Below are 26,626 nucleotides of genomic sequence, written 5' to 3'. Positions count from 1 at the left end.
CGCCCGCCCGGTCACTTGCCCCCGACGTCCCCGATCGCTTCCAGCAGACGCTGGTAGGTCTGCTCGATCTCGCCCTCGACGGTAAGCACCTGCCGGGTGGCGGGCCGGGCCGCGACCACCGTCAGCAGCCGTTCGTACATCGGGCGCAGCTCGTCGGTGCCGCCCGAACGCTCCAGCAGGGCAGCCGCGTCCCGGTGTTCCTGAGTCTCGGGCGCCTTGGCGCGCCGGGAGTATCGGTCGAGTACATCGTCCATAGTCGAAATCAAGGCGACCTCGACGAAAGGGAAGCCGACCTCCTGAGCCAGGGCCTCCAACTGCAGGACGAAGTCGATGCGCCCGAGGAACTGCGGCACCAGCACGTCGTGCCCGTCTTGCAGGTGCACCCGGGCCATGGCCAGGGCCAGCTTCCGGGCGGCCAGCCCGGACTCGTGCGGTTGCTCCAGCCAGGCGCCGAGCAGGCCGCGTACGGTGTCGATGTCCAGGGCCAGTGTGAGCGGATGCCGCTGGGCGAAGATCTTGGCGAGGGTGGACTTCCCGCTGCCGGGAGCGCCGTTGAGCAGGATCAGCCGGGACACTGCGACAGGCTAGTACCGTTGGCTGGGCCGCACGGGTGAAACCGCCCGGCCAGCCGGGCCGAAGGTCAATCGGGCCAGGCTCCGGCCGATACCCCGTTTGCGCCAGGTGGGCGTGAGCGGCAGGAGGGCGAAGGGTGTGAGCGCACTGCGGCAGTGGTTCTCACCCGCCGGGCCGTCGTCCGGTGCGGCCGTGCTGCGCAGCCTGGCGTTCGCGGCGGTCTACGCCTTCGCCGTGTTCCTGGGACGCCTGACCGTGCTGGAAGGCACCAGCATCAGCCTGGTCTGGCCGGCCGCGGGAGTGGCCGCGCTGTGGCTGGCTGCCCAGCGGGGCACCGGGACCTGGTCCTTGGACCATGCCCTGGTGGGCGCGCTGACGTTCGTCATCACGGCGGGGATGGGGGCGCCGGCCCTGCTGGCCCTGTGCTTCGGGGTGGCCAACGTGGTGCAGGTCGCCGTGTTGCAGTACTTGTTGCACCGATGGCATCCCAGCCTCTGGGGTGCCGGTGGCGACCAGCCGCTGACCGGGACCCAGCAACTGTCGGGAGTCCTGCTGGCCACGGTACTGGCGACTGCTTCCGGAGCTGTGCTGGGGCCGCTCGCGGTGGGAATGGTCACCGGCGAGTGGTCGCCGGTGAGCGTGGTGGTGTGGATGGTCCGCAACACCGCCTGCATCCTGCTGATCCTCGGGCTCGGCCTGCGGGTGGGATACCTGCTCACCCGGCCGCGCCGGGGCGAGGAGGAGGTGGGCCTCGGGCAGCCCAGCCCGGCCGTCCTGCTGCCCCTCATGCGGCTGGACGGCGCGCGCCGGGTCGAGCTGGCGGCCCTCGTGGTGGTCTCGGTCACGGCCTATCTGCTGGTGTTCGTGCTGCTGCCCCAGTTGCCGGTGGCCTATCCCCTGATCGCGCTGACGGTCTGGGCGGCGTTGCGGTTCGACACGACGATCGTGGTCATGCACGACTTCCTGGCCGGGACCGCTGCGGTGGTGTTCACCCTGGCCGGGCACGGCCCCTTCACCTCGGTGGACGACGTCGGCACCCGGGCCCTGATCGTGCAGGCGTTCGTGGCTCTGGTGGCCCTGGTCGGGATGGCCCTGGCGCTGGGCCGGGACGAGCGCGAGGTGCTGCTGGGGGAGGTACGTCGCCGCGCGCAGGAGGCGGCCGAACGGGCCGAGCAGGTGGAGATCCTGGCCCGCCTGTCGCGGCAGCTGTACACCTCCGACGACGTGCGTACCGACATCTGTGTGGCGGCCCGGCAGATCACCGGCGCGGACATGGCCTACCTGCTGGAGCCGACCGGCGCGGGTGACCTGGCCTCCACCGCGGCCTCCTCGGCAGCCCTGGGCGCCCAGGTTCCCCCGGTGGGTTTCAGCCTGACCAACGGCGAGCCTTCCCTGACGGTCAAGGCCTTCCATGGGCGGGAACTGGTGTTCATCGGCGACATGGGCGCGCGTTCGGACGCCTCCCTGCGGGTGGTCGAAGGGCTGCGGGTGGGAGCCGCGGCCTGGCAGCCCGTGCACACCCACGCCGAACAGGCCATCGCCGTCCTGGCCCTGGCCTGGCACCACCCGGTGCGCTCGCTGCCCGCGCAGGTCTCGCCGATGCTGCAGACGCTGGCCGGGGAGGCGGCGATCGCGATCGAGCGGGGTGACCTGCTGGTCCGGCTGGCCACCGCGGCCAAGCAGGACGCCCTGACCGGCCTGCCCAACCGGCTGCGCTGGGACGAGGCCGCCACCGAGGAGGTCGCCCGCGCCGAGCGTCACGGGCTGCCCCTGACGTTCGCCCTGATCGACCTGGACCACTTCAAGCGCTACAACGACAGCCGGGGGCATCTGGCCGGCGACGCGCTGCTGCGTGACTTCGCCGAGGCCGCCCGCCAGCACATGCGCGTGGTGGACACGCTGGCCCGCTGGGGCGGGGAGGAGTTCGCGATGGCTCTGCCCGGCTGCACCGCGCAGGAGGCGGCGGTGGTGGCCGACCGGGTGCGGGCCTCGGTGCCCCGGGCCCAGACCTGCACGATCGGGATCGCCCAGTGGCAGCCCGGCCAGAATGCCCAGGACGTGCTGAACGCCGCCGACGCGGCCCTGTACCGGGGCAAGCGGGCCGGGCGGAACACCACGGTGCTCGGCTCTCTGTCAGGCTGAAAGTTGCTGTTTCAGCGCAGGTCCCAGACGGCGACGCCGCCCTGCTGGGTGGGTGGTCGGCCCAGCAGGTAGGTCACCACCTGCTTGAGCGCCTCGTGGTTGTTGTCCGGGCCGAGCACGATGAGTTCGCTCTGCCAGGCCTGCAGGTCCTTCTGGGCCTGGGCCCGGGTGGCCTCGTCGAGCGCCGGGATCTGGCCGGAGCGCTGCACTTCGAGCAGCATCCGGCCGGTGGGCAGCGGCTGGGCGCCGCTGATGCGCGCTTCGCCCCGCTCGTTGGGGCCGAGGAAGTAGCCGCCGGGCATCTGGAAGCGGTAGTCGGCGGCCGACTGCCAGTACATGGTCTGCGCGGCCCCGGCCCACGGGTATGGCAACAAAAGGACGTTTGTGCCCTTGGGTAGCTGGGTGGCGGCGGTGGTGAAGTACGCCGGCACCTGCGGGGCGTCGACCGTGGTGACCTTGGCCGGCAGCAGCGGCAGCAGGCACAGCACCGCGGCGGTGATCGCGGCGAAGGGGTAGCCGACCCGGCGGAGTTCGTGCACGGCCAGCGCCAGCAGGGCCGCGGCGAAGAGCACCGTCAGCAGGCCGAACCGGCTGGCCAGGGAGGCCTCGGTGACCGGCAGCTTCTGCAGTATCCAGTACGGCCCGCGGACATCGGTCTGCAGACCGTCGACCCAGATCTTGGCCCCCAACGAGAGCACCCCCGAGACCAGCAGCCCCACCGCCGCGCAGCAGATGGCCAGGTTGCGGCGGCCCAGCACCAGCGCTGCCGCCCCGGTGATGATCAGCGGCCAGCCCAGGAAGGCCAGGTGCTCCTCGATGCCCCCGGGGAACTTGGACGACTGCTCGGCGGCCGCCTCCGAATGCAGCAGCAGGCCGCTGGTCTGGGTGGTGAACCCGAGCAGGTCGGCGGCGTAGTAGTCGAGCAGGAACGGGCTGCCGTGATGCTTCATCGGGCCCAGGAACTGCAGGTACAGCGGGTAGGCGGCGACCGGCAGGAACACCGCGAAGGCCACCCCCAGGTTGCGCAGCAGGCGCCCGAAACCGGCCCGCGTCTCGCGCGGCCGGCCCACGGCGGCCACCAGAGCCACCAGCAGCGCCCCGAACCCGGCCTGGAAGAGCACCTCTTCACCGGTGAAGACCTGCAGCAGCGCCACCAGCCCGAGCCACACCCCGGGCCGGGAGACGGTCGGCTCGGCCCGCCAGGCCTGCACGCTGAGCCCGATCAGCACCGGCAGGGTGGCCGCCAGCGACATGGTGATGTGCCCGACCAGCGAGTTCACGACGGCCGGGCTGATCGCGAAGCAGACCGCCCCGATCGCCGCCGGCCCGGCGGGCAGCCCCAGGGCCCGGCGCAGCGCCCAGTAACCGCCGGCGAAGCACAGCGGCACGGCCAGCAGGTTCAGCAGGTTCAGGGTGACCAGCGGCCCGGCCAGCCAGGTGACCGGGAACAGCAGCACCGCCGGCAGCAGCAGGGTGGTGTTGTTCATCGCGCTGACCCCGGTGGGCCAGTTCATGTCCCGGGTGAAGAACGGGCTCTCGCCCTGGCTGATCGCGTGCGGCGTGTGCCCGAGCCACCAGGTGTAGTGGAAGGCGTCGGCGGTGTTGGGGGCGATGATCCGCCCGCCGGGCGCCTCCCACAGCCCGGACGTGGCCCGCACCCCGAACGCGAGCGCGACCAGGGCCAGCGTCACGAGCAGCGCGTTGACGGCGTCGGGCAGCGCCTGATCGCTGCCGGACTCAGGGCCGGTGCGGCGGGCGGTCGGTACAGCGATCAAGACGGCTTCCGTTCGCGGAGGGCAGGTCGGACCGTACGGGCAACCGGCCGCCTTGTCAGGTAGGAGACACGCGTTGTCAGTGCGAGCCATCCAGTATGGGTGAAATGGCCTGTTCGCCGCAGGAGTTGTCGCGCTCTCCTCCCTGAGTACTCCTCCCTGGCGACGATGTGCCCGCCCGGCCCGCCGCAGCACGATCGCAGGGTGGATCTCTGCCGAAGGAGCACCTGATGATCGTGCGAAGTCTGACCACGCTCGCGCTGGCCGCCGGCCTGGTGCTGGCGGCCGGCCCGGCCACGGCCGCAACGAGCCAGGAGTACGCGATCGACTGGAAGCCGTGTGTCAAGGACAAGAACGCCGAGTGCGGCACGCTGGAACTACCGGTGAACTGGAAAAAGCCCAACGGCGAGAAGTTCTCGCTGGCGGTGGCCCGCCGCAGCGCCACCGACCCGCAGCAGCGTGTGGGCACGCTGGTGTTCGGCCCGGGTGGGCCGGGGGATTCCGGGGTGGAGCGGGTCGTCACCGGCATGAGCCGGTTCAGCACCGAACTGCAGAAGCGTTTCGACATCGTGAGTTTCGACCCGCGCGGGGTGGGCGGCAGCAGCCCGGTGCGCTGCTCCACCAGCCTGCTCGGGCAGCAGCCGTCGCCGGTGATACGCAGCAAGGCCGACTTCCGGGCCACGATCAGCTTCAACCGCAAACTGGCGGCGGACTGCCGGGAGCACACCGGCCCGGTCTACGAGCACCTGGACACCCTGAGCACCGTGCACGACCTGGACGCGCTGCGGAAGGCACTGGGTGAGGCGAAGCTGACCTTCCACGGCAGCTCCTACGGCACGTTGCTGGGGCAGCAGTACGCCGAGCAGTACCCGCGGCGGGTGCGGGCCCTGGTGCTGGAGAGCGTGGTCGACCACAGCCTCGGCACCAGCGCGTTCATGCAGGCCCAGGCCGTCACCGAGCAGGAGGCGTTCGAGCAGTTCGTGGCCTGGTGCGGCCGCACCGCGAGCTGCGCCCTGCACGGGCAGGACGTGAAGGCGTTGTGGGAGCGGCTGCTGGCCCGGGCGGATGCGGGGGAGCTGCCGGGGCTGAACGCCTTCACCCTCACCGTGCGCGCCCAGAAGGCGTTCTACGATCCGGACTGGGCCGAGTTCGCCGAGTTCCTGGCCCAGCTGCCGACAGTCGCCGCTTCGAAGCAGTCGCAGCAGGCTACTTCGGCCTACCCGATGGCGGCGTTCTGCGACGACTGGTCGTTGCCGGTGCGCAACTACGCCGCCTACGAGAAGCTGCAGCGGCGCATTACCGAGCTGGCGCCCCAGATGCGTTACCCGCGTTCGCTGCTGGCCATCTCCACCTGCCTGGGATCACCGCAGAAGGTCAGCAACCCGCAGCACGTCCCGCAGATTCACGGCGCCCCGACCATCCTGCTCACCAACGCCCGCTACGACCCGGCCAGCGGCTACAACTGGGCCACGAACGTCGCCCGGCAGCTGGGCAAGCAGGCTGTGCTGCTGACCTACGACGGCTGGGGCCACGGCACGTACAACAGCAGCCCGTGCGCGCAGCAGGCGATCGACGACTACCTGATCAACCTTGTTGTGCCCGCACCGGACACGCACTGCCCAGCTCTGGAACCGGCCGGCTAGGCGAGTCAGGAGGCAGGTACGAAGTCGGCCGCGTGGCAGTTCAGCTGCTGCGCGGCCGCGCGGGTGCGGCGGCGCTCGAGCAGCTCCACGGCCACCGCGTGCAGGCCGATCGCCGCCCAGGCCAGGTTGGACGCGGCGCTGGGCCAGGCGCCGTACAGGCCGCTGCCGATCGCGCCGGCCACACCACCCAGGCCGTTCAGGAGGGAGTACCGCAGAGACGTGGAGCTCCAACGCCCCCGGCTCAGGAGGACGTAGGCGCCGATCGTGCCGATCGTGCCCAGCCAGCCGAGCAATGCCGCCATTTCAGCAGCCCTTTCACACGTGGGGGAGAGACCGGACCGCCGGCCCCGCGGATGACTATGAGGCACGGCGGACTTCAGCACAATTGCAATTCACTGCATCGGCCGTTTAGCGTTTCTGAACATGCGGATCGATCCCCGGCGCCTGCGTTTCCTGCTCGCCATCGCCCGGGAGGGCGGGGTGCTGGCGGCCGCCGACGAGTTGGGTGTCACGCCGTCGGCCGTTTCCCAGCAGTTGGCCCGGCTTGAGTCCGAAACCGGTTGCGCGCTGGTGACGCGCACCACTCACGGGGTGGTGCTGACCGAGGCCGGGCAGGCCCTGGTGGAGGCCGCCGAGGAGATCGAGCGGGCGCTGAACCTGGTGCGGGCCAAGCTGATGGCCGACGAGATCGACCCGGTCGGAACGGTACGGATCGGCATCTTCCAGACCTTCCTGCGCGTGGTCCTGGCCCCGCACCTGCCCGAGTGGAAGCGCCGCCACCCCCGGCTGCGGTTCGAGGTCTACGAGGACGACCAGGAGGAACTGCTGCGGATGCTCCGCTCGGGCGACCTGGACATGGTCACCCTGGAGTTCGACGCCCAGCAGGCCTCGCCCCGCCTGCCCCGGAACATGACCGAGACCCCGCTGCTGGACGAACCCTGGCGCCTGGTCGTCCCGGCCAGCGCGGCCCAGGTGGACGCCTTCGACCACGCCCGCCAGCACCTGCCCTGGCTGGGCCTGGTCTCCGGGGCGGCCGGGTTCGAGGCCACCCACCGGGTCCGCCGCGCCCTGAACATCTCCACCCCCACGGTGCACACCTACCAGGACATCCAGACCGCGCTCGCCCTGGTCGGGGCGGGGGAGGGGATGGCCCTGGTGCCCTCGCTGGCGCTGATCGACGCCACCTACCCGAACATCAGCCCGCTGGAGGTGCCCGGCCTGGGCACCCGCCGGATCGTGCTGCGCCGCTACGAGGGCCGCGGGGTGCCCGAGGCGGTCGACGTCGCCGCGTCCCTGGTGCGCGAGGCGGCCGCCGAGGTCAGCCTGGGCGAGGCCGTGGGGTGAGACGTGGGCTGAGACACGACTGAGCCATATCTCGCACCTTGCCGATCGTCGCGGAATCTCAGCCGACCTGTGGTACCTCCGGAGTATGCCTTCCGAGCCCTCCTCCGATGTCGTCGCCGATGCTGTGGCTGATGCTGCAGCCGGTGCTGTGGCCGAGGAACAGCACGTCCTCGACACCGCCCTGGCCCGACAGGCCGAGATCCTCCAGCAGATCAGGGCCGAGATCGCGGGCGCGGCCCAGGACCGTACGGAGGCCGTCCGGGTCCGAGCCCTCCAGCAGCGCCACCGGGAGATCGAACGGGCCCACGACGGCCTGATCTTCGGACGTCTGGACGCCCTGGACGGCACCGCCCGGCACATCGGCCGGCTGGGCGTGCGGGAGGTCGACGAGGACGCCGAGCCGTTGGTGCTGGACTGGCGGGCTCCGGCGGCCCGGCCGTTCTACACCGCCACCCCGCTCGACCCGCAGGGCCAGGCCCGGCGCCGGCACGTACGCACCTCCGGCACAACAGTTCTGGACGTGAACGACGAGCCGCTGCACGGCGGCGCCCAGACCGATCTGGTCGGTGAGGGCGCGCTGCTGGCCGCCCTGGACCGGCGCCGCACCGGGCAGATGACCACCGCGATCGCCACCCTGCAGCGCGAGCAGGACGACATCATCCGCGCCGACGCTGCCGGGCCGCTGATCGTTCAGGGCGGCCCGGGCACCGGTAAGACGGTCGTGGCGCTGCACCGGGTGGCCTACCTGCTGTTCACCCACGCCCAGATGAGTGAACAGGCGGTGCTGGTGCTCGGACCGTCGCCGCGCTTCCTCGACTACATCGCCCAGGTGCTGCCCGCACTGGGAGAGACGGCCGTGGTCTCGGCGACCTGCGACACCCTGATTCCGGGGGTGTCCGTCACCCGCGCGGAGTCACGGGTGGTCTCAGAAATCAAAGGACGAGGGGTGTGGCAGTCGGTCTTGGAAGCGCGCGTTGCGTCGTTGCGGCCTTCGGAGCGGGAACTGACGATCCGTTGGGAGGGCGAGGAATACCAGCTCAGCCCGGGCCAGATCGCCCAGGCGCTGAGGGCTTCGGCGCCGGGCCGCTCGTATCACGCTGGCCGGGCAGTGTTCACCGAGCATTTGCACCGGCTGCTGACCGACGCCGTGGTGGAACGGCGCGAGGCGATCATGGCCGGGATGGAAGAGGGTTTCGAGGACATCCTGGCCGGAGTGGACAAGAGCGGCGCCGAGCAGGACGTCGGCCCGGTCACCCGGGCCTCCAGCCAGGACGTGGACGGCATGCTGTCGGAGGAGGAGGTCGAGGATCTGCGCGACCGGATCTCGGCCAGCCCGCTCGTGGCCGCCGCGGTCACCGGCTGGTGGCCCTCGCTCGATCCCGGTCAGGTACTGCAAGAACTGCTTGAAGACGCTTCTGGGCTCGCGTTTCTGTCGGATCAGGAGGCCGAGCTGGTCGCCGGGGAACCCCGGGGGTGGGCCTCCAGCGACATCCCTCTGCTCGACGCCGTGGCCGATCTGCTCGGCGAGATCCAGATCAGCCAGATCGAGGGCGAGTTCGTGGCCGACCGCGCGCGCCGCCACCGCGGCTGGGTCTACGGGCACGTGGTGGTCGACGAGGCCCAGGAACTGTCCGAGATGCAGTGGCAGATGGTGGTGCGCCGGTGCCCCACCCGCTCGATCACCGCGGTCGGCGACATCGACCAGGCCGAGGCCTCACACCGGCACACCACCTGGGCCCAGGCCGTGCACGGCGCCTTCGGCGACCGCTGGACCGCGGCCGAGCTGACCATCTGCTACCGGACTCCGCGCGAGGTCATGGAACTTACGGCGCCGATCCTGCGTAAGGCGGGCAGCCACAACGACCCGCCCCGCGCCGTCCGTTCCTCCGGCGTCGCTCCCTGGCAGCAAACTGTCGACGCCGAAAACCTGCCCGCTGCCGTCAAGACCGCTGTGCTGGAGCTGCAAGGCCGCTGGGCCGGCGGCACCGTAGGTGTCGTAGCCCCCACCAACCGCCTCGGCGAGCTCGCCGCCGCAGGCTTGGAAAACGTCCCCTGTTTGAGTGCGCCGCAGGCAAAGGGCCTGGAGTGGGACGCTGCGCTGGTGGTCGACCCCGACGGTATCGCCGCCGAACCGCGGGGCTGGAACGGGCTGTACGTGGCGCTGACCCGGTGCACCCAGGAGCTCGGTCAGCTGGTGGTCAGCTGATCTCCGGATGACCGAAAAGCCCGGGCAGGCCGCCACTGTGCAGCAACACCACCCGCTGCCCGGGTTGAATGCTTCCGTCGGTCACGGCCGCGATCAGCCCGGCCGCCGCCCGCCCGGTGTACACCGGATCCAGCACCACCGCTTCGGTTCGGGCCGCCAGTGACAGGGCTTCGCGCGCGGCCGGGGTGAAAGACGGATAGCCCGAACCGATCTGGTCGCCGCGAATCTGCAGGGTGGCCGGCTCCGGCAGCATCGACTGGACCGCGGTCTCGAGGTCGGGCAAGGCGCCCACATCGATCCCGAGCACCCGCTGCGCGCCCAGCGCCTGCACCAGACCGGCCATCGTCCCGCCCGAACCGGCCGCCGTGACAACCAGATCCAGGTCCGGCAGCTGCTGCAGCAGTTCCTCACCGGCGCTGACATAGCCCTGCGCGCCAATGGTGTTGGAACCTCCCAAAGGGATCACCATCGCCCGCGGACCCCGCTGCTCGGCCTCAGCGGCCACCCGCTCGTTCAGGTCGCCGTCTCCGGACCAGACGATCTCGGCGCCGAAAAGCTCGTCGAGAATGAGGTTCCCGGTCGAGTGCTCGGGTTCGTGGCCGCGCAGCACCAGCACCGCGCTCAGCCCGGCCCGGGCCGCCGCAGCCGCCGTCAGCCGGGCGTGGTTGCTCTGCGCGGCCCCGCTGGTGATCACCGTGTCCGCGCCCCGTTCGAGGGCCTCGCCGATCAGGTGCTCCAGCTTGCGCACCTTGTTCCCGCCGCCACCCAGACCGCTCAGGTCGTCGCGCTTGAGCCACAGGTCGTCGGCCCCGAGCCCGAGGGCCGCGGCCAGGCGCGGCATGGGCTCCAGGGGAGTGGGCCACTGGCCCAGGCTGAACCTCATACCGGCCAGCCTGCCAGATCCTCACCGACCGGCATTTCCCCGGCCCCGCCGGTCGGCTGCCTGAGCATTCTGCGGCCGGGCGGGCCTGTCTCGCGTCAGAATGCTCAACCGCAAGATCAGATGTTGCCCGAACGGGAACGGGGCCGGATTCTTCGAATCATGACAACCGTTGCTGCCGCCCCAGCCCGCCCGGCCCTGCGCTCGGTGCTGTCCGCAGTGCCGGCCTACCGCCCGGGCCGCCGGGCCCAGTCGGAGCGCACCGCGCCGCTGGCCGCCAACGAAAGTCACTTCTCCCCGCTGCCTTCGGTGCAGGAGGCCATCGTCCGCGCGGCCTCGGCAGCCAATCGCTACCCGGATGCGGCCAGCACCGAGCTGCGCCACGTGATCGCCGGGCACCTGGCCGCCTCACCCGAGCAGATCGCGGTCAGCCCCGGCAGCGTCGGAGCGATCCAGCAGCTCATGGCCACCTTCTGCGACGCCGGCGACGAGGTGGTCTTCGCCTGGCGCTCCTTCGAGGCCTACCCCCTGCTGACCCGCCTGGCCGGCGCCCGCCCGGTCCCGGTGCCGCTCACCACCGGTCTCGACCACGACCTGCCGGCCATGCTCGCCGCGATCACCGAGCAGACCCGCATGGTGCTGCTGTGCACGCCGAACAACCCCACCGGCAACGCCCTCGACGAAGCGGCCCTGGAAGCGTTCCTCGACCAGGTACCGCCCACCGTCCTCGTGGTCGTCGACGAGGCCTACGCCGAGTACGGGCGCGACGTGAACCCCCTCGACCGGATCCAGCAGCGCAGCAACGTCTGCGTCCTGCGCACCTTCTCCAAGGCCTACGGCCTGGCCGGCCTGCGCGTGGGCTACGCCGTCACCTCCGAAGAACTGGCCCACGGCCTTCGCCAGACCGCCCTGCCCTTCGGCGTGAGCACCATCGCCCAGGAAGCCGCCATCGCCTCCCTCGGCGCCGCCGACGAACTGGCCCAGCGCGTCGCCGCCGTCACCACCGAGCGCACCCGCGTCACGGCCGAACTGCGGGCGCTGGGCTGGCCGATCCCCACCAGCGGAGCCAACTTCGTCTGGCTGCCCACCGGCCCGGCCCTCACCGGCCCCCTTCTGGAAACCTTTGACCAGGCGGACATTCTGGTGCGGCCGTTCGCCGGCGAAGGGCTGCGGATCACTCTGGCCGACGCGGCGACCAACGACCGGGTGCTCGAGGTTCTTCAGGGGTTCCAGGCGATCTGACCACCACGGACCCCGGTGCACCGATTCAGCGCACCGATTCAGCGCACCGATTCGGTGCACCGGTTCGGTGCACCGGCACCGTCACAACCGGAAGCGCCCGACCGCGGTCCTCAGCTCGGCAGCCACCTGGTCCAGTTGCTGCACCGCGGTGTCGGCCTCGGTCAGAGTGGCGGTCGTGGTGCGGGTGGCCTCGGCGACCGAGGCGATGTTGCCGGCGATCCCGGTGGCGCCCTGAGCCGCGTCACCCACGCTGCGGCTCATCGTCGTGGTGGTGGCGCTCTGTTCCTCGACCGCCGCCGCGATGGTGGTCTGGAAGTCGTTGATCTGGGCGATCACGGTACCGATCTCGCTGATCGCGCTGACCGCGTCACCGGTGTCGGCCTGGATGGCCTCGACGCGGTGGGCGATGTCCTCGGTCGCCCGGGCGGTCTCCTGGGCCAGCTGCTTGACCTCCTCGGCCACCACCGCGAAGCCCTTGCCCGCGTCCCCGGCCCGAGCCGCCTCGATCGTCGCGTTCAGGGCCAGGAGGTTGGTCTGCTCCGCGATCTGGGTGATTGCCTTCACCACGTTGCCGATCTCGGCCGACGACTCGCCCAGCTTGCTGATGGTCGCGTTCGTGCTCTCGGCCCGGGCCACGGCGGTACCCGCCACGTCGGCGGCCAGTTGCGCGTTGCGGGCGATCTCCCCGATCGAGGCCCCCATCTCCTCGGCGCCGGCGGCCAGGGTCTGCACGTTCGACGACACGTCCTCGGACGCGGAGCTGACCACTGCGGCCCGCTCGTTCGCCAGCCGCGCGCCCGCTCCGATCCGGCCGGTCACCTCGTTCAGGCGCAGGGCACTGCTGGAGACCGTCTCGGCCTGGCCGACCAGAGTGGTCAGCATGCTGCGGAAGGCGCGGACCGCCTCGTTCGCCATCGCGGCCATCCGCCCCAGCTCGTCCTGCGAGGTGACCTCGGCCTCCTGGGTCAGGTCACCTTCGGCCAGCCGGGCCAGCGACCCGGACAGGGCGCGCACCTGACGCAGCAGCATCCGCAGCACGGTCACGGCCAGGGCGGCCGCCAGGGCGAGCCCGAGCACCAGAGAGACCAGGACGGTGGTCCGAGCACTGGCGAAATCGGCGTCGGCCTGTGCGGTGGCCGCCTGCGAGGCCTGGATCTCCAGCTCGGCCAGGGCCACCACGCCCTCGTTCAGCTGGGTCTCCGCGTCGCCGAAGGCCTTGCCCAGGTCGCTGGGCATCTCGAACCCGCTGGGCGGGGCCTCGCCGAAGATGATCACGTCGCGCAGCGTCCGGTAGGTCTGCGCGGCGGTGGTGACCTGTTCGATCTGGGCACCTCGTCCGTCGCCGGTGCCGGCGACCTTCTGGTACTGCGCGAGAGCGTCGTCCATGGCGGTGTCGGCGGTCTCGGCCGCCGGGAGCCAGGTGGCCTTGGCCGCCTCGTCACCGTCGCCGGGCTTCGTCACCAGGTACAGGAACTGGGCGCGGAACATCTGGCTGAGCTGGTGATTGAGGTCGTTCAGCTGTTGCACGCCGGCCAGGCGCTGTTCCTGCAGCGTGTGGATCCGGTTGTTCATCGAGCTCATCTGCTGGAGCGAGACGGCGCCGACGCCGACCGCGACGAGCGACATGACCAGGATCGGCGCGACGATCTTGGTCTTGACGCTGAGAGCGCCCAGCCGGCCGGCCCGGGCAGCCGGAGCGGGTGGTGCGGGACGGGCAGCGACGCTCGGCGCAGGCGACACCGGAACTCCTTGTGGTCGGGATCCTTCCCTTCGACGGTTCTGCCGGCCACTGAAGGAGCGGCGGCCCGGTGTGACTCAGGTCATGCGCGTTTCAGATGATGCCCAGGTGGTCGAGCAGGATGCGGGTGCCGATCAGGATCAGGATGATGCCGCCGGCGATCTCTGCGGGGCGGCCGATGCGTCCACCGGCTCTTCGTCCGATGATCACCCCGACCAGGGTCAGGACGGTGGTGGTCAGGCCGATGAGGGCCACGGCGGGAAGGATCGAGACGCTGAGGAAGGCGAAGCTGATGCCCACGGCCAGGGCGTCGAGGCTGGTGGCGACCGAGAGCAGGAGCAGTTCGCGCAGGCTGATCCCGTCGGAGTCGTCCTCCTCGTCCGGCGGTGAGACCGCCTCCCAGATCATCTTCAGCCCGATCAGGCCGAGCAGGAAGAACGCGATCCAGTGGTCGATCTCGGTGATGTAGCTGGAGAAGCTGCGGCCCAGCAGCCAGCCCACCAGGGGCATGAGGGCCTGGAAGAAGCCGAAGCCCAGCGCCAGTGAGGCGGCGTCCCGGGCGGTGACCCGCCGCAGGTGCAGGCCCTTGGCGACGGCCACGGCGAAGGCGTCGGCGGACACCCCGACCGCGATGACGAACAGCGTGAAGAAGGACATGGACAGCGAGGTGCCTTTCGGTATCCGCGGGACCGGCGGTCTCCAGCTCAGGTATCGGCGCCGGAGTTGTCGAAGTTTCGCCGTTCGCAGGACCGGGTGCCAGCAGGGTTGATATCTGGCATCGCGCTGCCGATAGTGAGGCCGTGACGGCCAGACTGCGGCCGGGCCTGCTGCGTTCGCTGAGCCTGGCCACGGCGGTCCTGCTCAGCGTGCTCGCCGTGGCCGGGGCCGGCGTCTACGTCAGCCACACCACGTCCGCGGCCCGGGACAAGGCGCTGGCCGACTTCGACGCGCGGGGCGCTGTCGCGGCCGGTCTGCTCGGGGGCACCCTGGCCGGCAGCGATGCCCAGACGCGGGCCACCGCCGAGCAGGAGTTCTCCGGTACGCCGGCGCAGCTGCAGAAACGGCGGGGCAAGGTCGACCTGGACACGGACTGGTATGCCGTGCTCAGCGCCGAGGGCAGCCTGCTGCTGGCCGACCCGCCGGCGGCCGTCCCCGAGACCACGGTTCTGACCTCCGACCCGGGCTTCGCGCTGGTCAGGCAGACCCGCCGCCTCTCCTTCGGTGACGTCCTCGCCGGTGAGAGTCCCAGCGTGCGCGCCTATCAGTGGTTCAACACCCCCGAAGGGGCACGGATCATGGTGATCCCGGCGCCCCTGGCCCAGCTGGACCCGCTCTTCATGGGGGCCATCAACGTCACCAGCGGCAGGTCGTACGTGCTGGACGGCCAGAAGAAGATCATCACCTCCACCTCGTCAGCACCCGAACTCGAGCCGGGTGACGCGCTGGGCAACGCCGGGCTCGAGGCCGCGCTGGGCACCGAGGGCAACGGTACGGTCGACGGCACCTACTTCTCCGCGCACCCGGTGGCCGGCAGCCACTGGCAGGTCGTGATGACCGAGCCGCGCTCGACGCTGCTGGGGCCGGTGACCGCGACCGGGCGGGTGGCCTGGCAGATGTTCGCGGCCCTGACCGCCGCCATCCTCCTGATCCTCGTCATCGGCGTCTCGCTGTCGACCAGTGCCAGCCGTCTGGCCCGGGCCCGGCTGCACGACACCCTGACCGGTCTGCCCAGCCGGGCCCTGTTCATGGAGGAGGCCGAAGCAGCGATCACCGAGTGGCGGCGAAAACAGCAGACCGGCGCGGAGGGTAGCGTCGCGGCTCTGTTCCTGGACCTCGACGGGTTCAAGCCGGTCAACGACACCTACGGCCACGCCGCCGGCGACGCTCTGCTGCGGGAGGTCGCCGTGCGCCTGGCCGACGCGGTGCGGCCCGACGACTTCGTGAGCCGTTTCGGCGGGGACGAGTTCCTGGTGCTGTGTCGCAACGTCCGGCACATCGACGACGCCAACGCCGTCGCCGACCGGATCCGTACCGATCTCAGCGAGCCCTTCACGGTGGACGGCCACACCGTCACCATCGGGGTCTCGATCGGGATCGCCGTCCTCGACGAGGGGCAGGAGGCGGCCCTACTGATCCACAACGCCGACACGGCGCTGTACCGGGCCAAGCAGAACGGGCGCGGCCGGGTGGAGGTCTTCACCGCCTGACCGAAGGCCAGAGGTCAGACGGTTCAGGCGACGGCCCAGTCGTTCAGGGACTCGGCAGCGCACACCTGGGCACGGCCGGCGGTCTTGGCGGCGTACAGGGCCTGGTCCGCGCGGGCGAACACGTCGGTTGCCGACTCCAGCCCGTCCCAGCGGGCCACACCCGCCGAGAAGCTCTGTCCGGCAGGCGTGGCCGGGGCCAGCGCCTCGACCAGCCTCACCGCGTCCTGCTGGTCATGGCCCATGAGCAGCAGGACGAACTCCTCGCCGCCCCAGCGTCCCAGCAGGGCCTGGTGGCCCGGGCCCGCGGTGGCCTGGGCCTGGCCGAGGCGTTCCTGCCAGGCAGTTGCGGTGGCCATCAGCAGGTTGTCGCCGGCCTGGTGGCCGAAGGTGTCGTTGAACTTCTTGAAGTGGTCCAGGTCCAGGACGGCCACGCACAGGGGGATCCCCTCGCTGCGGGCGCGGTTCTGCATCCGGGCCAGTTCGGCATCGCTGGTGCGCCGGTTGGGCAGGCCGGTCAGGGCGTCGGTGCGGGCCAGGTCGGCCAGCTGGGAGGCCTGCGCGTCCAGGTGGCGCAGCAGCCCGGACATGCGCCAGACCACCAGAAGGAACAGCACCACCGAGGACAGGGCCACGGCCCAGGCCTCCAGACGCAGGCCCAGCGCCAGCTGCAGCAGCAGCGTGCCGGGCGCCACCAGGCTGGCGGCCGTGAGGGCGGCCAGCCGGCCTCGGGTGAAGCGGGTGTCGAAGTCACCGCTCTTGCTGTCGGTGAGCTGACGCATCGAGGGGTGCAGGGCTGCCGCGGTGAAGCACACGTACCCCAGCAACCAGGCCAGGCTGACGTACGGGCCGAAGGGCGTCTCCCGCATCGCCGTGTACTGGTAGGCACTGTCCGCGACCAGGAGCAGGGCGTTGGCCGCGACGAGCCAGCGGAACGCCGGAGTGCGGGCACCCTGGCTGGTCAGCAGGCACACCAGCAGCGCCAGCAGCAGCAGGTCACCCAGCGGGTAGGCGGTCGCCAGAACCTGGGCGCCGGCCGAGGCCTCGGCCGCCTCCAGCCCCGGCCGCATCAGCACCACCCAGCTGATCAGGACCGATCCGACAGTGAAGATGGCCGCGTCGATCAGGCCCTCCCGGTCGCTGTCCCGACGCCGGGCCTGCACGAAGGACCAGAAACCGGCCGCCATGACGACGTAGCTGGCCAGGTAGAAGACGTCGGCCAGGGAGAATTCCGGGGAGATGTCCAAGCCCCAGGTGTAGACCGCCCACAGGAGGTCACCCATGGCCCAGATCGCCATACCGCCGGCCACCAGCCACCAACCGCGGCTGTGGGTCGGCTTGTTACGCCGGATCCCCACGCACATCATCGCCACACAGCCGTAGCTGATGACGGTGTACAGGACGTCGCGACCGACACTGATGGGCAGAAGGGTGCAGATGATCGACAGCAGCACCCCTACCACCAGGTGGATGCGGAAGAAGGCGTCAGGACGGGTAGGGGTCACTCCTGGCGGGTCGACATGCCGGACCTCGTTGTGAGGCAGAGCCACCCGTTCGGCCGAAGCAGCGGTCACGAGGCGTGACCGCAGTCTCAGGTAGGTAAGAACGAGGTCAGCGCCCGTACGAGGTCGTCCGGGTTCTCCTCGGCCACGTGATGGCCCGACTCGATCGAGTGCCCGCGCAGGTCGCCGGCCCAGGAACGCCAGATGTCGAGCGGGTCGCCGTACAGGTCTTCCATGTCGTCGCGGCTGGACCACAGCACCAGCGTCGGGCAGGCCACGGTCCGGCCCGCCCGTCGGTCGGCCTCCTCGTGCTCGCGGTCGATCCCGAGCCCGGCCCGGTAGTCCTCGAGCATCGCCCGCACCGTCTGCGGGTCGTGGATCGCCGCCCGGAACTCGGCGTGGTTCTGCGCGCCCATGCTCTGTGGATCGGCCTCGTACCAGGCGTCCGGGTCGGCGTTGATCGCCCGCTCAGGCCGCTGCGGCTGGGCGAAGAAGAACCAGTGGTACCAGTCGTGGGCGAACTTGGCGTCGCAGCGGGCCAGCGCCTCACTGATCGGCACGCCGTCGAGAACGGCCAGGTGGCTGACCGAACCAGGATGGTCCAGGGCCAGGCGCAGGGCCACGTAGCTGCCGCGGTCGTGGCCGACCACGGCGAACTGCTCGTGCCCCAGGGCTTTCATCAGCCGGGCGAGATCGTGGGCCACCGCCCGCTTGGACTGCTGCGAGTGGTCCGCGCGCACCTCGGCCTTGCCGGAGCTGCCGTAGCCGCGCATGTCTGGGCAGACCACGGTGAAGCCCCGCTGCACCAACTGCGGTGCCACCCGGTGCCAGGTGGCACCGGTGCGGGGATGACCGTGGATGAGCAGGACGGGCCGACCACGACCGGCGTGACGGACCCGCAGCCGCACCTCACCCACGTCGATCTGCTCGTCCACGAACCCGTCGAACATGGCGCCCCTCCCGACGACGACAGGCCGATCCTGCATCACGACCACGAAACCGCCAACCAGAGGACGTCCGTGGGCAGGTATCGCGTTCGCCGCTCGGTATGCGGGACGCACGGGGCTGAGTGATCATGGGCCGGTGGGCGGCATGGAGGCGAAGAGCCGGAAACGGTACACGGTCACCGTCGAAGGCATCGACCTGGTGGTGGAGAACGCCGAGAACCGTGAGCAGGCAAGGTTCTTCCAGGACGGGGAGCAGCTGCCGCGGGACCGCTGGGGCAACACCCTTCTGGTCGGCGCCGACGGTGTGCGGCACCGCATCGAGGTCAGCTACAGCATGCGCCAGCTCAGTCCCACCGTGCAGGTCGACGACCGGCCCGAGGGCATCCCCCTGGTCACGTTCAGCACCTGGGGCCGGCGGATCTGGCTCGTCATGGTCGTGCTGGGAGCGTTCGGTCTGCTGTTCCAGGCCCCCGTACTGGGCTTCGGTGTCATGGGGGCCGGGGGACTGCTGCGGCATTCGGCGCGCGACCGCAACGATTTCGTCAAAGCCGTTGCACTAGTGGTGGTTGCCGGAGTGCTGCAGGCGTTGTGGTGGGTGTTCGTCCGTAATCCGTTCAGTTCCTGACCTCGCACCCCACGCCGGCTGGCCCCCTGGATCTCGGCAGGCGCCGGGCCACCTCGCCTGATACCGATGGGCAGGTACCGCAGCAACGGGCCAGACGGCGAAAGAGACGAGGGATCATGACGAGCGACGAGAACCAGGCCGGACGGGCCAAGGTGGCCGAGATTGTCAAGGATGTTCAGATCGCCATGCTGACCACGATCGACGACGACGGGCACCTGGTCAGCCGGCCGATGGCGGTGCAGCAGGTCGAGTTCGACGGCGACCTGTGGTTCGTCTCCGACGGGGACGCCCGCAAGGTGAACCAGATCCGCCACGGTGCCCGCACGAACGTGTCCTTCTCCAGCAACGGGGCCTGGCTGTCGGTCGCCGGAGACGCGCAGGTGCTGAACGATCGCCAGAAGCTGGACGAACTGTGGAACCCGGCTCTGTCGGCCTGGTTCCCCGACGGGCCGGACACGCCCGGCATCGCCCTGGTGAAGATCCACGCCGACACGGCCGAGTACTGGGACGCCCCCGGCAGCAAGGTCACCACGCTGATCAGCTACGTGAAGGCCAAGGTCAAGGGGGAGCGGGCCGAGGTGGGGGAGAACAAGGTCGTCGACCTGTAGCACTCGAACTTCGGGCTGCGCCGGAATCCGGTGGCCAGCCCGACACGCGACCCGAACGCGAAACCAGGGGGACGTCGGTGGGTGCCCACCGACGTCCCCAGTTTCTGTTTGTCAGGCAGTTCGGCCTAGGCGGGCGAGGACCTGGGTGGTGCGGTCACCGGAGGCGGGGACGATGGGCGGTCGGCACATGCCGTCCATGTGCAGTGCCTTGCCCAGAAGGTCCGCCCCCTCCTGGATGTTGTCGAGTTCGGCGTCGCTGAAGGGGGCATCGAGCCCGGCCGCGCGGGCCAGGTCCCACCGGTGGACGTACATGTCCCAGACGTAGAACTGTCCGAAGGTGGCCCCGATCGTCGTGGGCCCGAAGAACCAGTCGATGGGCCGGTCGACGAGGTCGGCGTCGGCCAGGGCTCGGAGCACGCCGTCGGTGTGCTGAGCCCACGCGCCGACGGGATCAGGGGCGGTGTCCGGGGCGTCCCCCAGGACGACGCCGTTCGTGGTCAGCGTCTCGTTCTGAGTCTGGATGAGGTGGGCAAGGACGTCCCGCGCGCTCCAGCCCTCGCAGGGGGAGGGGGCGTCCCAGTTCTGCGGCGGCACAGCGGTCACGACGGCGGTCAGCGGGATCACAGCGGTTCGGTACTGCGCCAGGATGTGCGTCATGGATGGACGCTATGAGCAGGTCTTGGGGCAGGGATTGGCGAAACCCGACACCGACCCCGACACCGACACCGGTGTCGTGGTGAGCACGGTACGTAGGGCGCCGGAGGAACTGGCGCATCTGACCGACACTGCTGGGCCGGTGTACCGGTACGCCGCGAGCAGCGACCTCGGGGGTGTGCTGCGCCGCTTCTGGATCCCGGTGTGGTCGGTGCCCTCCGGCGCCGAGGCGCCGCAGAGAATGTTGCAGGACCCGGCCTGCCTGATCGTGATCACTGGGGACGATGCCCGTTTCTACGGCGTCGCGCCCGAACTGTCGGCGACAACGCTGACCGGGCAGGGGTGGGCGGTCGGAATGGTGCTGGCCCCGGCCACGGGCTTCCGGATGGCGGGCCAGATCGACGGCCTGAACGACCGGTACCTCGATCTGGCGCAGGTGCTCGGCGACGACGGCCGGGCCCTGGCCGGCCGGGTGCAGAACCTCATGGCACCGGATCCGCACGACGCTGCGGCCCATCGAGCCGTCATGGACGTGTGCGAGGGCGCCTTACGTCGGTTCCTGCCTTTCGACGCCGAGAGTGAACTCGTCAACGCCGTGGTGGAGGCCGTCGAGAACGATCTGGAACTGCTGCAGGTGGCCCAGATCTGTGAGCAGTTCGGCATCGGCGAGCGAGCCCTGCAACGTCTGCTGCGCCGCCGCCTGGGACTCACACCGAAATGCCTGATTCAACGTCGGCGGTTGCAGGAGGCCGCCGAGAGGCTGCGCTCGCAGGCGGTCACGCAGGCCGAACTGGCCGCTGCCGTGGGCTATGTCGATCAGTCGCACATGATTCGCGACTTCGTGCACATCACTGGGACGACCCCCGGACGGTTCGTCGCCGCGCACCGGCCGTGACCCGGCCCGGTGGTCAGTAGGACCAGTTGGTGCCAGAGCTTCGCCCAGAACTTATGGCGCCCGTCACATTGCCGCATCTGATGCAGCGTTCCTCCCTCAGCGACCACTACGGCGAGAACAAGAGTGAGGGAAGGATGGTGTGGTGATTGTTGACGAACGGCTCGGCCTCGGCCCGGCGGCCGATGCCGATCTGCTGGCGTCGATCCGCGCAGGGAATCAGGAGGCGTTCACCGAGCTCTTCGAACGGTATGCGCAGACTGTCTGGAACTACGCCTACCGGCTGACCGCGTCGTGGGCCGAGGCCGAGGACATCGCCGGCGCAGTGTATTTGGTGCTGTGGCGACGAAGGCACGAGGTGCGCATCGTCAACGGCAGCGCCTTGCCGTGGCTGCTGAAGGTGACCAACACGCTGGTGCGCAACGAACGCCGTCGATTGGCAAGGTATCTGCGGGCCTTGCCCCGGATCGCCTCACACCAGGCCGACCGCGACCACGCTGAGGAGCTCAGCGAGCAGGCGGCGGCCAGGGCCCGACTCGAGCGGGTGCTGCACGCCGTGCGCCGGCTGCCCCGGGCCGAGCGGGAGGCCGTGGAGTACTGCGCCCTGGGGCGAATGGCGACCGGTGATGTCGCCGAACTGCTCGGGATCACCGAGGCCAGCGTGCGCTCGCGACTGTCGCGCGCCCGGGCCCGTCTGCACACGATGACCGACCTGAACGACGAGGACTGACATGACGGACGCTCTTGACCAGGCGGCGCTCGAACCGGACCGGGTGATACCGGATGATGTGCGCCGCCGGCTGCGATCCCGGGTCTCGCCCCGATCGACATCACCCCGCACCTATCTGGCCACCGGCCTGAGTGCCACCGCGGTCGCTGGGGTGGCGGTGCTGGCGATGCTGGGGAGCGCGCAGTTGCAGAACGGTGGCCCCGGTCTGTCGGTGGCTGCGGGCGACTCGGACCTGGCCGAGCAGGGTGGGTGGACGCAGGAGGATCTGCGGAAGGGCAACCACTTCTGGACGGCTGCGGAACGCTACGACGCGACCGCGAACTGGGCTCCTACGGAAGCGATTCAGCGGTGCGCGGCCGACCGTCCAGGTTGGAAACCTTTACTGACTGCCTCGGCTCGGGGCGTGACCGTGGTCGCCTTCGCCGACGGCGACGAGCGGATCTTCTGCGAGCTGACGGCCGACTCGCTCACCCTGTCCCGGCCCGTTCCCGCGAAGAAGAGCGCGGGCGAGGCCACCATCGAAATGGTCTCTCCCTTGGGCACAGTCGCTGGTCTGGCCTCAGCCGACGTCACCCAGGTACTCCTGGCTCCCGGTTCCGACCCTGATCCGACGGATGCGGCCGTGATCAGTAACGGGGTGTTTCTGCGTCCCAACTCGGTTCCTGCGGGCAGCACGTCGTTCCAGGTGAAGGTGAACGGCGCGCTCCAGACCCAGCAAGCGCCGTCCAGCAGCCAGAGCCACGCTGTCGAAGATCCCAACCTGAAGACGAACGACCTGGCCAACTGCACGCGGGAAACCGACCTGCCCGTGGCTGATCCGGGCCGCTGGCAACGCGGCGCCGGGCACGACCTCGACGGCGAACACCTGCAGCTGTGGAGCTACGACGGGATGCTGGCGATCTGCCGCACCGATGCCTCGGGCATCGGCTCGGTGGAGGTGGTGACCAAGGAAGACCCCACGACCACCACCGAACCAGAACTCGCTGCCGCCAAGGACCTTGGCGCGACCCGGGAAATCTTTTTCAACTTCCAGCCCGACTCCGGAGGCCAGTCCAGCGACACGGTGGCCCTGGCCGGAGCGGGCCTGCCCACCGGTGCAGCCACCGTCGAGGTGACCCGCCCACGATCAGATCTGCTGAGTACCCGCGTCGTCGGGGACACCTTCCTGCTCACCGGGATCCGGCTGAGCGAGACCGGCACCGGAACCGATCCTTCCACCCTGACCGTCCGCGACGCCGATGGAGCAGTTCTGGTCCGCATAGACCTGGCCGATCTCTAACCCGGCAACCGCACCTTCGTCACCCCGCCGGTTCCGGTGCTGATCCAGGTCGGCACTCCGCACCTGCCGCCGGATGCGGGGAAGATCGGTGAACTGGCCGACCTTCCCCGCCAGCTGAGAGGTTGCCGCTCGGCGAGCCGCGTCAGCTCACAGCTGGGCCTCGTCGTCGAACTCGTGGGCCTGCACGCCCTGAACGAAGGCGCGCCACTCCGGGACAGTGAAGCTCAGGGTGGCGAGGGCGCGGTTCTTGGTGTCCCGCACGTGGACCATGCCGTCGCTGCGTCCCACCTCGACGCACGCTCCCTGTTCGCTGAAAGTCGACTTGTGGAAGGCAATGTCGGGGACCGCGCCGGTGGTCAGGTCGTTGCCGTCGGTGGCGCTCACAGGTACTCCTCGATCGGTGTTGAGCTGTCGAAAACGCTCTGGAACTTGTCGTTCATGCTCGCCACCACCTGGCGGTCGTCGGTGTGCGCACCGCCCACCCAGCTCTCGGTGTAGACGATGGCACGGGACCGGCCCCCGGCCCGGAAACGCAGGATCGTCGCGGCACCCCGCACCGCCGAGTGAGCTCCCGAGGAGATCAGGTGGACGCGGATCTGTGCGTACTCCTCCCGGACCAGGCGCAGCAAGTGGCTTTTGAGTTCGTCCATGACCTTCTTGGACTCGACCTCCCTCAGGAGGACTTCCTCGTCCAGGGCCACGCGCAGCTGCGCGCGCCCCAGCGTCAGGCGCTGACGTTCCATGCGCAACGCGACCACCACATCAGCCGCAGCTCCGTGCGCGCCGTCCAGTCGCGCTGTGGCCGCGGCATAGTGGGGAGTCTGGATCAGCCCGTGCATCCCGCCGAGCGAGTCCACCCCCACGGCATGTCGTTCGAAGGCCAGGTACTCGCGGAAAGTCGGTTGTACCGCGGGAACCTGCGAGTTGACCTCCGCACCGGCTCGAGCCCGCATGTCCTCCAGTTCGTCGGCCTCCACGTCCGAGAGCCGGAAGACCTTGCGCATCTGCTGGATGTCGCCTGGGCGCAGGGCGAAGCCGCCTTTGTTGCCCTCGATCCGGTTCCACCGCGACTCCGAACCCAGACCCACGCCGGCCATCTGCTTGTACGTCAGGCCGGCGCGCAGACGGTACGCCTGGATCTGCTGCACCAATAGCCATCGTGTGATGCCGGGCCATTCCCTCCCGTCCTGCGATGGTTCGTCCCCTGTTTCGACCACCACGTCAGCCTACTGATACGTAGAAAAGCCACCATGAGGGAAAACCCCTGCATACCTGTCATATAGGCCTGGCATCGTGACAGGTAGTCAGACAGCCAGGCCATTTGTCAGGATTTCTTGCGAGTAGCCCGACCAGGGCTGCTGAAGCAGGTGCTGGCCGGACTTCCACGGGGGGAGCCCGGTCCGCACCGCTTTCCCCCCGCTCGCAATCGATGGGACAGCGATGCCGAACGAGCCACGGAACAGTGCCTACGGTCAGGAGTCGGCCGAACCACCTGCCCCCGACTCGTTCGTCAGTTTCGTCATCCCGCGTCCCCGCCTTCCGCTCGGTAACGCTCCGGCCGACGAGCGCGTCGTGGGGCGGGCGCGGCGCACGCGGTCACACGGGCGGGCCTTCCTGGTCCCGCGTCCCCGTCGCTCGCCGACGGAGCCTTCGTAGATTGCTCAGTCTCTTGAGGCGCCCATTCGGGCAATCGTGGACAGTGATCGGCTCCTGACCGGTCGATCCTGCCCGCAGAGAGCACGAGCAATGGACGTCAGAGGTGGCCGTCAGGCACGGGGTGATCGACTAGGCTGCGCCGGTGACTGCGCCTGACTCTGCACCGCGCCGGCTCCTGCTCGTCAACGGGCCGAACCTGAACATGCTGGGTACCCGCGAGCCGTCGCTGTACGGCAGCGACACCCTGGCCGATGTCGAGGCCAGCGTCGTCGAGGTGGCGGCCGGGCTCGGGTTCGAGGTCCGGGCGGTGCAGAGCAACCACGAGGGTGTGCTGATCGACGCGATCCACGCGGCCCGGTCGGACTGCGCGGGGATCGTGATCAACCCGGGTGCGCTGACCCACACGTCGGTCGCCCTGCGCGATGCCCTGCTCGCGTCCGAGTTGCCGGTCGGCGAGGTGCACCTGAGCAACGTCCACAAGCGTGAGCCCTTCCGGCACCACTCCTACGTCTCGGACATCGCCGAGGTCGTGGTCGTCGGTGCCGGCATCCACGGCTATGCCTTCGCCGTGCAGCAGATCGCCCGCGTCGTCGGCTGACGGCACGGGCGATCCGGCGGGAGCGGAGCAGGACTCAGCGGTTGATCGTCGCGCCGATCGGCGCGGGGTCGAGGGCTGGGCCGCCGAGCTGGGCGGTCGGGATGTCCTTGGTCTCGCGGGCGGTGGCGGCGGAGATCGCCGCGGTGATGGCGATGACCGCGGTGAAGCCGGCGGTGACCTTCCAGCCGCCCTCCTCGACCCCGCCGAGCGCGGTGACGATGGTCGGCGCGAAACCAGCCATCAGGAAGCCGAGTTGGGTGCCGATGGCCAAGCCGGAGAAGCGGACCCGGGAGTTGAACATCTCGCCGTAGAACGAGGGCCAGACGGCGTTGGCCGCGGCGTAGCCGAACGAGAAGGTCAGCACGGCCAGCGCGAAGGTCAGCAGGTCGTTGCCGGAGCTCATGGACAGCAGGTAGAACGGCATGAACGCGGCGCTGGAGAGCGCGCCGTAGATGAACACCGGTTTGCGCCCGATCCGGTCGGCCACTGTCGCGAACACCGGCTGCGTGCCGAGGGCGACGATGTTGGCGACCACCACGAGCCACAGGGTGATCGACTCGTTGACCCCGACCTCCTTGCCGTAGGCGATGGCCAGGTTGCCGAACACGGTGGAGACGGCCGCGATGAACGCGCAGAACACCACGCGCAACACGTCCGCCCAGTGGTGGCGCAGCAGATCGGCCAGCGGGATCTTGGCGATCTGGCCGGTGGCCTGCTTGCGGGCGAATTCCGGCGGCTCGTGCAGGGTTCGGCGGATCACCCAGGCGACCACCACGACCAGGGCGCTGAGCCAGAACGGGATGCGCCAGCCCCAGGAGAACTTGATGTCGTCGGGCATCGCGACGACCGGCAGCATGACGAGCGCGGCCAGGATCTGACCGCCCTGGGTGCCGGTCAGGGTCCAGGAGGTGAAGAACGAGCGACGGTCGTCGGGCGCGTGCTCGAGGGTGAGCGAGCTGGCGCCGGCCTGCTCACCGGCGGCCGAAAGGCCTTGCAGCAGGCGGCAGAGCACGAGCAGGGCGGGGGCCGTCCAGCCGATGGCGTCGAAGGAGGGCAGGCAGCCGATCGCGAAGGTCGCCACGCCCATCAGGACGAGGGTGAACATCAGGACCCTCTGCCGTCCGACCCGGTCGCCGAAGTGGCCCAGGATCACCGCTCCCACCGGGCGGGCGACGTAGGCGAAACCGAAGGTGGCGAACGACATCACCTGTGCGGAGGCGTCGTCGTCGGGGAAGAAGACCTGCGGGAAGATCAGCGCGGCGGCGGTGCCGAAGACGAAGAAGTCGTAGTACTCGACCGCGCTGCCCATGAAACTGGCGAGGGCGGCCTTTCTGGGGGTCTTGATGGTGGGGTCCGGTGTTTCCACGAGTTGCCTCCTTGCAATCTGGAAA

General features: G+C 69.9%; 24 protein-coding genes. 12 read left to right on the top strand and 12 right to left on the bottom strand.

Annotation, left to right across the window (positions count from 1 at the left end; translation table 11 throughout):
- Positions 1-11 precede the first annotated feature (11 nt).
- Entirely contained in the window at positions 12-575 is a 564-nt protein-coding gene (locus tag QSK18_RS11470; RefSeq protein WP_285618660.1) for a P-loop nucleotide/nucleoside kinase family protein, read from the bottom strand.
- Between the two features lie 136 nt (positions 576-711).
- On the opposite strand from QSK18_RS11470, the gene QSK18_RS11465 reads away from it, so the two are divergent.
- Positions 712-2,715: a sensor domain-containing diguanylate cyclase gene (locus tag QSK18_RS11465; RefSeq protein WP_285618657.1), complete on the top strand. Its 2,004-nt coding sequence runs from the start codon at positions 712-714 to the stop codon at positions 2,713-2,715.
- Positions 2,716-2,726: 11 nt separating this feature from the next.
- Here the strand turns inward: QSK18_RS11465 and QSK18_RS11460 are convergent, their stop codons facing one another.
- Positions 2,727-4,490, bottom strand: a complete 1,764-nt coding sequence (locus tag QSK18_RS11460; protein ID WP_285618655.1) for a hypothetical protein — start codon at positions 4,488-4,490, stop codon at positions 2,727-2,729.
- Between the two features lie 227 nt (positions 4,491-4,717).
- Here QSK18_RS11460 and QSK18_RS11455 point away from each other — a divergent pair, with 227 nt between their 5' ends.
- Positions 4,718-6,130 (top strand): alpha/beta hydrolase, encoded by a 1,413-nt coding sequence (locus tag QSK18_RS11455; protein WP_285618653.1) that lies wholly within the window; start codon positions 4,718-4,720, stop codon positions 6,128-6,130.
- A gap of 5 nt (positions 6,131-6,135) precedes the next feature.
- Here QSK18_RS11455 and QSK18_RS11450 read toward each other — a convergent pair whose 3' ends face one another.
- Complete coding sequence (locus tag QSK18_RS11450; RefSeq protein ID WP_232815077.1) at positions 6,136-6,432, bottom strand: CBU_0592 family membrane protein; 297 nt, start codon at positions 6,430-6,432, stop codon at positions 6,136-6,138.
- 121 nt (positions 6,433-6,553) lie between these two features.
- On the opposite strand from QSK18_RS11450, the gene QSK18_RS11445 reads away from it, so the two are divergent.
- Together QSK18_RS11445 and QSK18_RS11440 are read left to right on the top strand one after the other, a co-directional pair.
- The gene (locus QSK18_RS11445; RefSeq protein ID WP_285618650.1) at positions 6,554-7,474 is read left to right on the top strand and encodes a LysR family transcriptional regulator; all 921 of its coding nucleotides are present in this window, start codon (positions 6,554-6,556) and stop codon (positions 7,472-7,474) included.
- 85 nt (positions 7,475-7,559) lie between these two features.
- Positions 7,560-9,680, top strand: a complete 2,121-nt coding sequence (locus QSK18_RS11440) for a HelD family protein (RefSeq protein WP_285618648.1) — start codon at positions 7,560-7,562, stop codon at positions 9,678-9,680.
- On the opposite strand, the gene QSK18_RS11435 is transcribed toward QSK18_RS11440, so the two are convergent.
- On the bottom strand, positions 9,673-10,563 hold the full coding sequence (locus tag QSK18_RS11435) for a 1-aminocyclopropane-1-carboxylate deaminase/D-cysteine desulfhydrase (protein ID WP_285618645.1): 891 nt from the start codon (positions 10,561-10,563) through the stop codon (positions 9,673-9,675). The genes QSK18_RS11440 and QSK18_RS11435 overlap by 8 nt on opposite strands.
- Positions 10,564-10,722: 159 nt before the next feature.
- On the opposite strand from QSK18_RS11435, the gene hisC reads away from it, so the two are divergent.
- Positions 10,723-11,802, top strand: a complete 1,080-nt coding sequence (gene hisC / locus QSK18_RS11430; protein WP_285618643.1) for a histidinol-phosphate transaminase — start codon at positions 10,723-10,725, stop codon at positions 11,800-11,802.
- An 81-nt stretch (positions 11,803-11,883) separates the two neighbouring features.
- On the opposite strand, the gene QSK18_RS11425 is transcribed toward hisC, so the two are convergent.
- Together QSK18_RS11425 and QSK18_RS11420 are read right to left on the bottom strand one after the other, a co-directional pair.
- Positions 11,884-13,542: a methyl-accepting chemotaxis protein gene (locus QSK18_RS11425; RefSeq protein WP_285618641.1), complete on the bottom strand. Its 1,659-nt coding sequence runs from the start codon at positions 13,540-13,542 to the stop codon at positions 11,884-11,886.
- 91 nt (positions 13,543-13,633) lie between these two features.
- Positions 13,634-14,197, bottom strand: a complete 564-nt coding sequence (locus QSK18_RS11420; RefSeq protein ID WP_285618639.1) for a manganese efflux pump MntP — start codon at positions 14,195-14,197, stop codon at positions 13,634-13,636.
- A 143-nt stretch (positions 14,198-14,340) separates the two neighbouring features.
- Here QSK18_RS11420 and QSK18_RS11415 point away from each other — a divergent pair, with 143 nt between their 5' ends.
- Positions 14,341-15,747 carry a GGDEF domain-containing protein gene (locus QSK18_RS11415; RefSeq protein WP_285618637.1) on the top strand — a complete coding sequence of 469 codons (1,407 nt, stop codon included), beginning with the start codon at positions 14,341-14,343 and terminating at the stop codon, positions 15,745-15,747.
- A gap of 23 nt (positions 15,748-15,770) precedes the next feature.
- Here the strand turns inward: QSK18_RS11415 and QSK18_RS11410 are convergent, their stop codons facing one another.
- The gene (locus QSK18_RS11410; RefSeq protein ID WP_285618634.1) at positions 15,771-17,318 is read right to left on the bottom strand and encodes a GGDEF domain-containing protein; all 1,548 of its coding nucleotides are present in this window, start codon (positions 17,316-17,318) and stop codon (positions 15,771-15,773) included.
- Positions 17,319-17,335: 17 nt separating this feature from the next.
- Entirely contained in the window at positions 17,336-18,196 is an 861-nt protein-coding gene (locus QSK18_RS11405) for an alpha/beta fold hydrolase (RefSeq protein WP_285618632.1), read from the bottom strand.
- A gap of 142 nt (positions 18,197-18,338) precedes the next feature.
- On the opposite strand from QSK18_RS11405, the gene QSK18_RS11400 reads away from it, so the two are divergent.
- Together QSK18_RS11400 and QSK18_RS11395 are read left to right on the top strand one after the other, a co-directional pair.
- The gene (locus QSK18_RS11400) at positions 18,339-18,818 is read left to right on the top strand and encodes a hypothetical protein (RefSeq protein ID WP_285618629.1); all 480 of its coding nucleotides are present in this window, start codon (positions 18,339-18,341) and stop codon (positions 18,816-18,818) included.
- Between the two features lie 116 nt (positions 18,819-18,934).
- Positions 18,935-19,426, top strand: coding sequence for a pyridoxamine 5'-phosphate oxidase family protein (locus QSK18_RS11395; RefSeq protein ID WP_285618622.1), 492 nt, complete (start codon positions 18,935-18,937; stop codon positions 19,424-19,426).
- 111 nt (positions 19,427-19,537) lie between these two features.
- On the opposite strand, the gene QSK18_RS11390 is transcribed toward QSK18_RS11395, so the two are convergent.
- Entirely contained in the window at positions 19,538-20,083 is a 546-nt protein-coding gene (locus QSK18_RS11390) for a maleylpyruvate isomerase family mycothiol-dependent enzyme (RefSeq protein ID WP_285618621.1), read from the bottom strand.
- Here QSK18_RS11390 and QSK18_RS11385 point away from each other — a divergent pair.
- From QSK18_RS11385 to QSK18_RS11375, 3 genes are all read left to right on the top strand, one after another.
- Positions 20,082-20,975: a helix-turn-helix domain-containing protein gene (locus tag QSK18_RS11385; protein ID WP_285618619.1), complete on the top strand. Its 894-nt coding sequence runs from the start codon at positions 20,082-20,084 to the stop codon at positions 20,973-20,975. The two genes, QSK18_RS11390 and QSK18_RS11385, sit on opposite strands and share 2 nt — an antisense overlap.
- A gap of 142 nt (positions 20,976-21,117) precedes the next feature.
- Positions 21,118-21,702 (top strand): RNA polymerase sigma factor, encoded by a 585-nt coding sequence (locus QSK18_RS11380; protein WP_285618617.1) that lies wholly within the window; start codon positions 21,118-21,120, stop codon positions 21,700-21,702.
- A gap of 1 nt (position 21,703) precedes the next feature.
- Complete coding sequence (locus QSK18_RS11375) at positions 21,704-22,981, top strand: hypothetical protein (protein ID WP_285618615.1); 1,278 nt, start codon at positions 21,704-21,706, stop codon at positions 22,979-22,981.
- A 147-nt stretch (positions 22,982-23,128) separates the two neighbouring features.
- Here the strand turns inward: QSK18_RS11375 and QSK18_RS11370 are convergent, their stop codons facing one another.
- Both QSK18_RS11370 and QSK18_RS11365 read right to left on the bottom strand, forming a co-directional pair.
- Positions 23,129-23,365 (bottom strand): DUF397 domain-containing protein, encoded by a 237-nt coding sequence (locus QSK18_RS11370; RefSeq protein WP_232810453.1) that lies wholly within the window; start codon positions 23,363-23,365, stop codon positions 23,129-23,131.
- On the bottom strand, positions 23,362-24,129 hold the full coding sequence (locus QSK18_RS11365; RefSeq protein WP_232810454.1) for a Scr1 family TA system antitoxin-like transcriptional regulator: 768 nt from the start codon (positions 24,127-24,129) through the stop codon (positions 23,362-23,364). The genes QSK18_RS11370 and QSK18_RS11365 overlap by 4 nt, the downstream gene beginning before the upstream one ends.
- A gap of 650 nt (positions 24,130-24,779) precedes the next feature.
- On the opposite strand from QSK18_RS11365, the gene aroQ reads away from it, so the two are divergent.
- The gene (gene aroQ, locus QSK18_RS11360) at positions 24,780-25,235 is read left to right on the top strand and encodes a type II 3-dehydroquinate dehydratase (protein ID WP_232810455.1); all 456 of its coding nucleotides are present in this window, start codon (positions 24,780-24,782) and stop codon (positions 25,233-25,235) included.
- Positions 25,236-25,269: 34 nt separating this feature from the next.
- Here aroQ and QSK18_RS11355 read toward each other — a convergent pair whose 3' ends face one another.
- Positions 25,270-26,544, bottom strand: coding sequence for an MFS transporter (locus tag QSK18_RS11355; protein WP_352396528.1), 1,275 nt, complete (start codon positions 26,542-26,544; stop codon positions 25,270-25,272).
- Between the last annotated feature and the right edge of the window lie 82 nt (positions 26,545-26,626).

Source organism: Kineosporia sp. NBRC 101677 (assembly GCF_030269265.1).
GTDB classification, from domain to species: Bacteria; Actinomycetota; Actinomycetes; order Actinomycetales; family Kineosporiaceae; genus Kineosporia; species Kineosporia rhizophila.
Note: the sequence above shows the minus strand (reverse complement) of the source record. Positions and strands in the feature narration are given on the sequence as shown.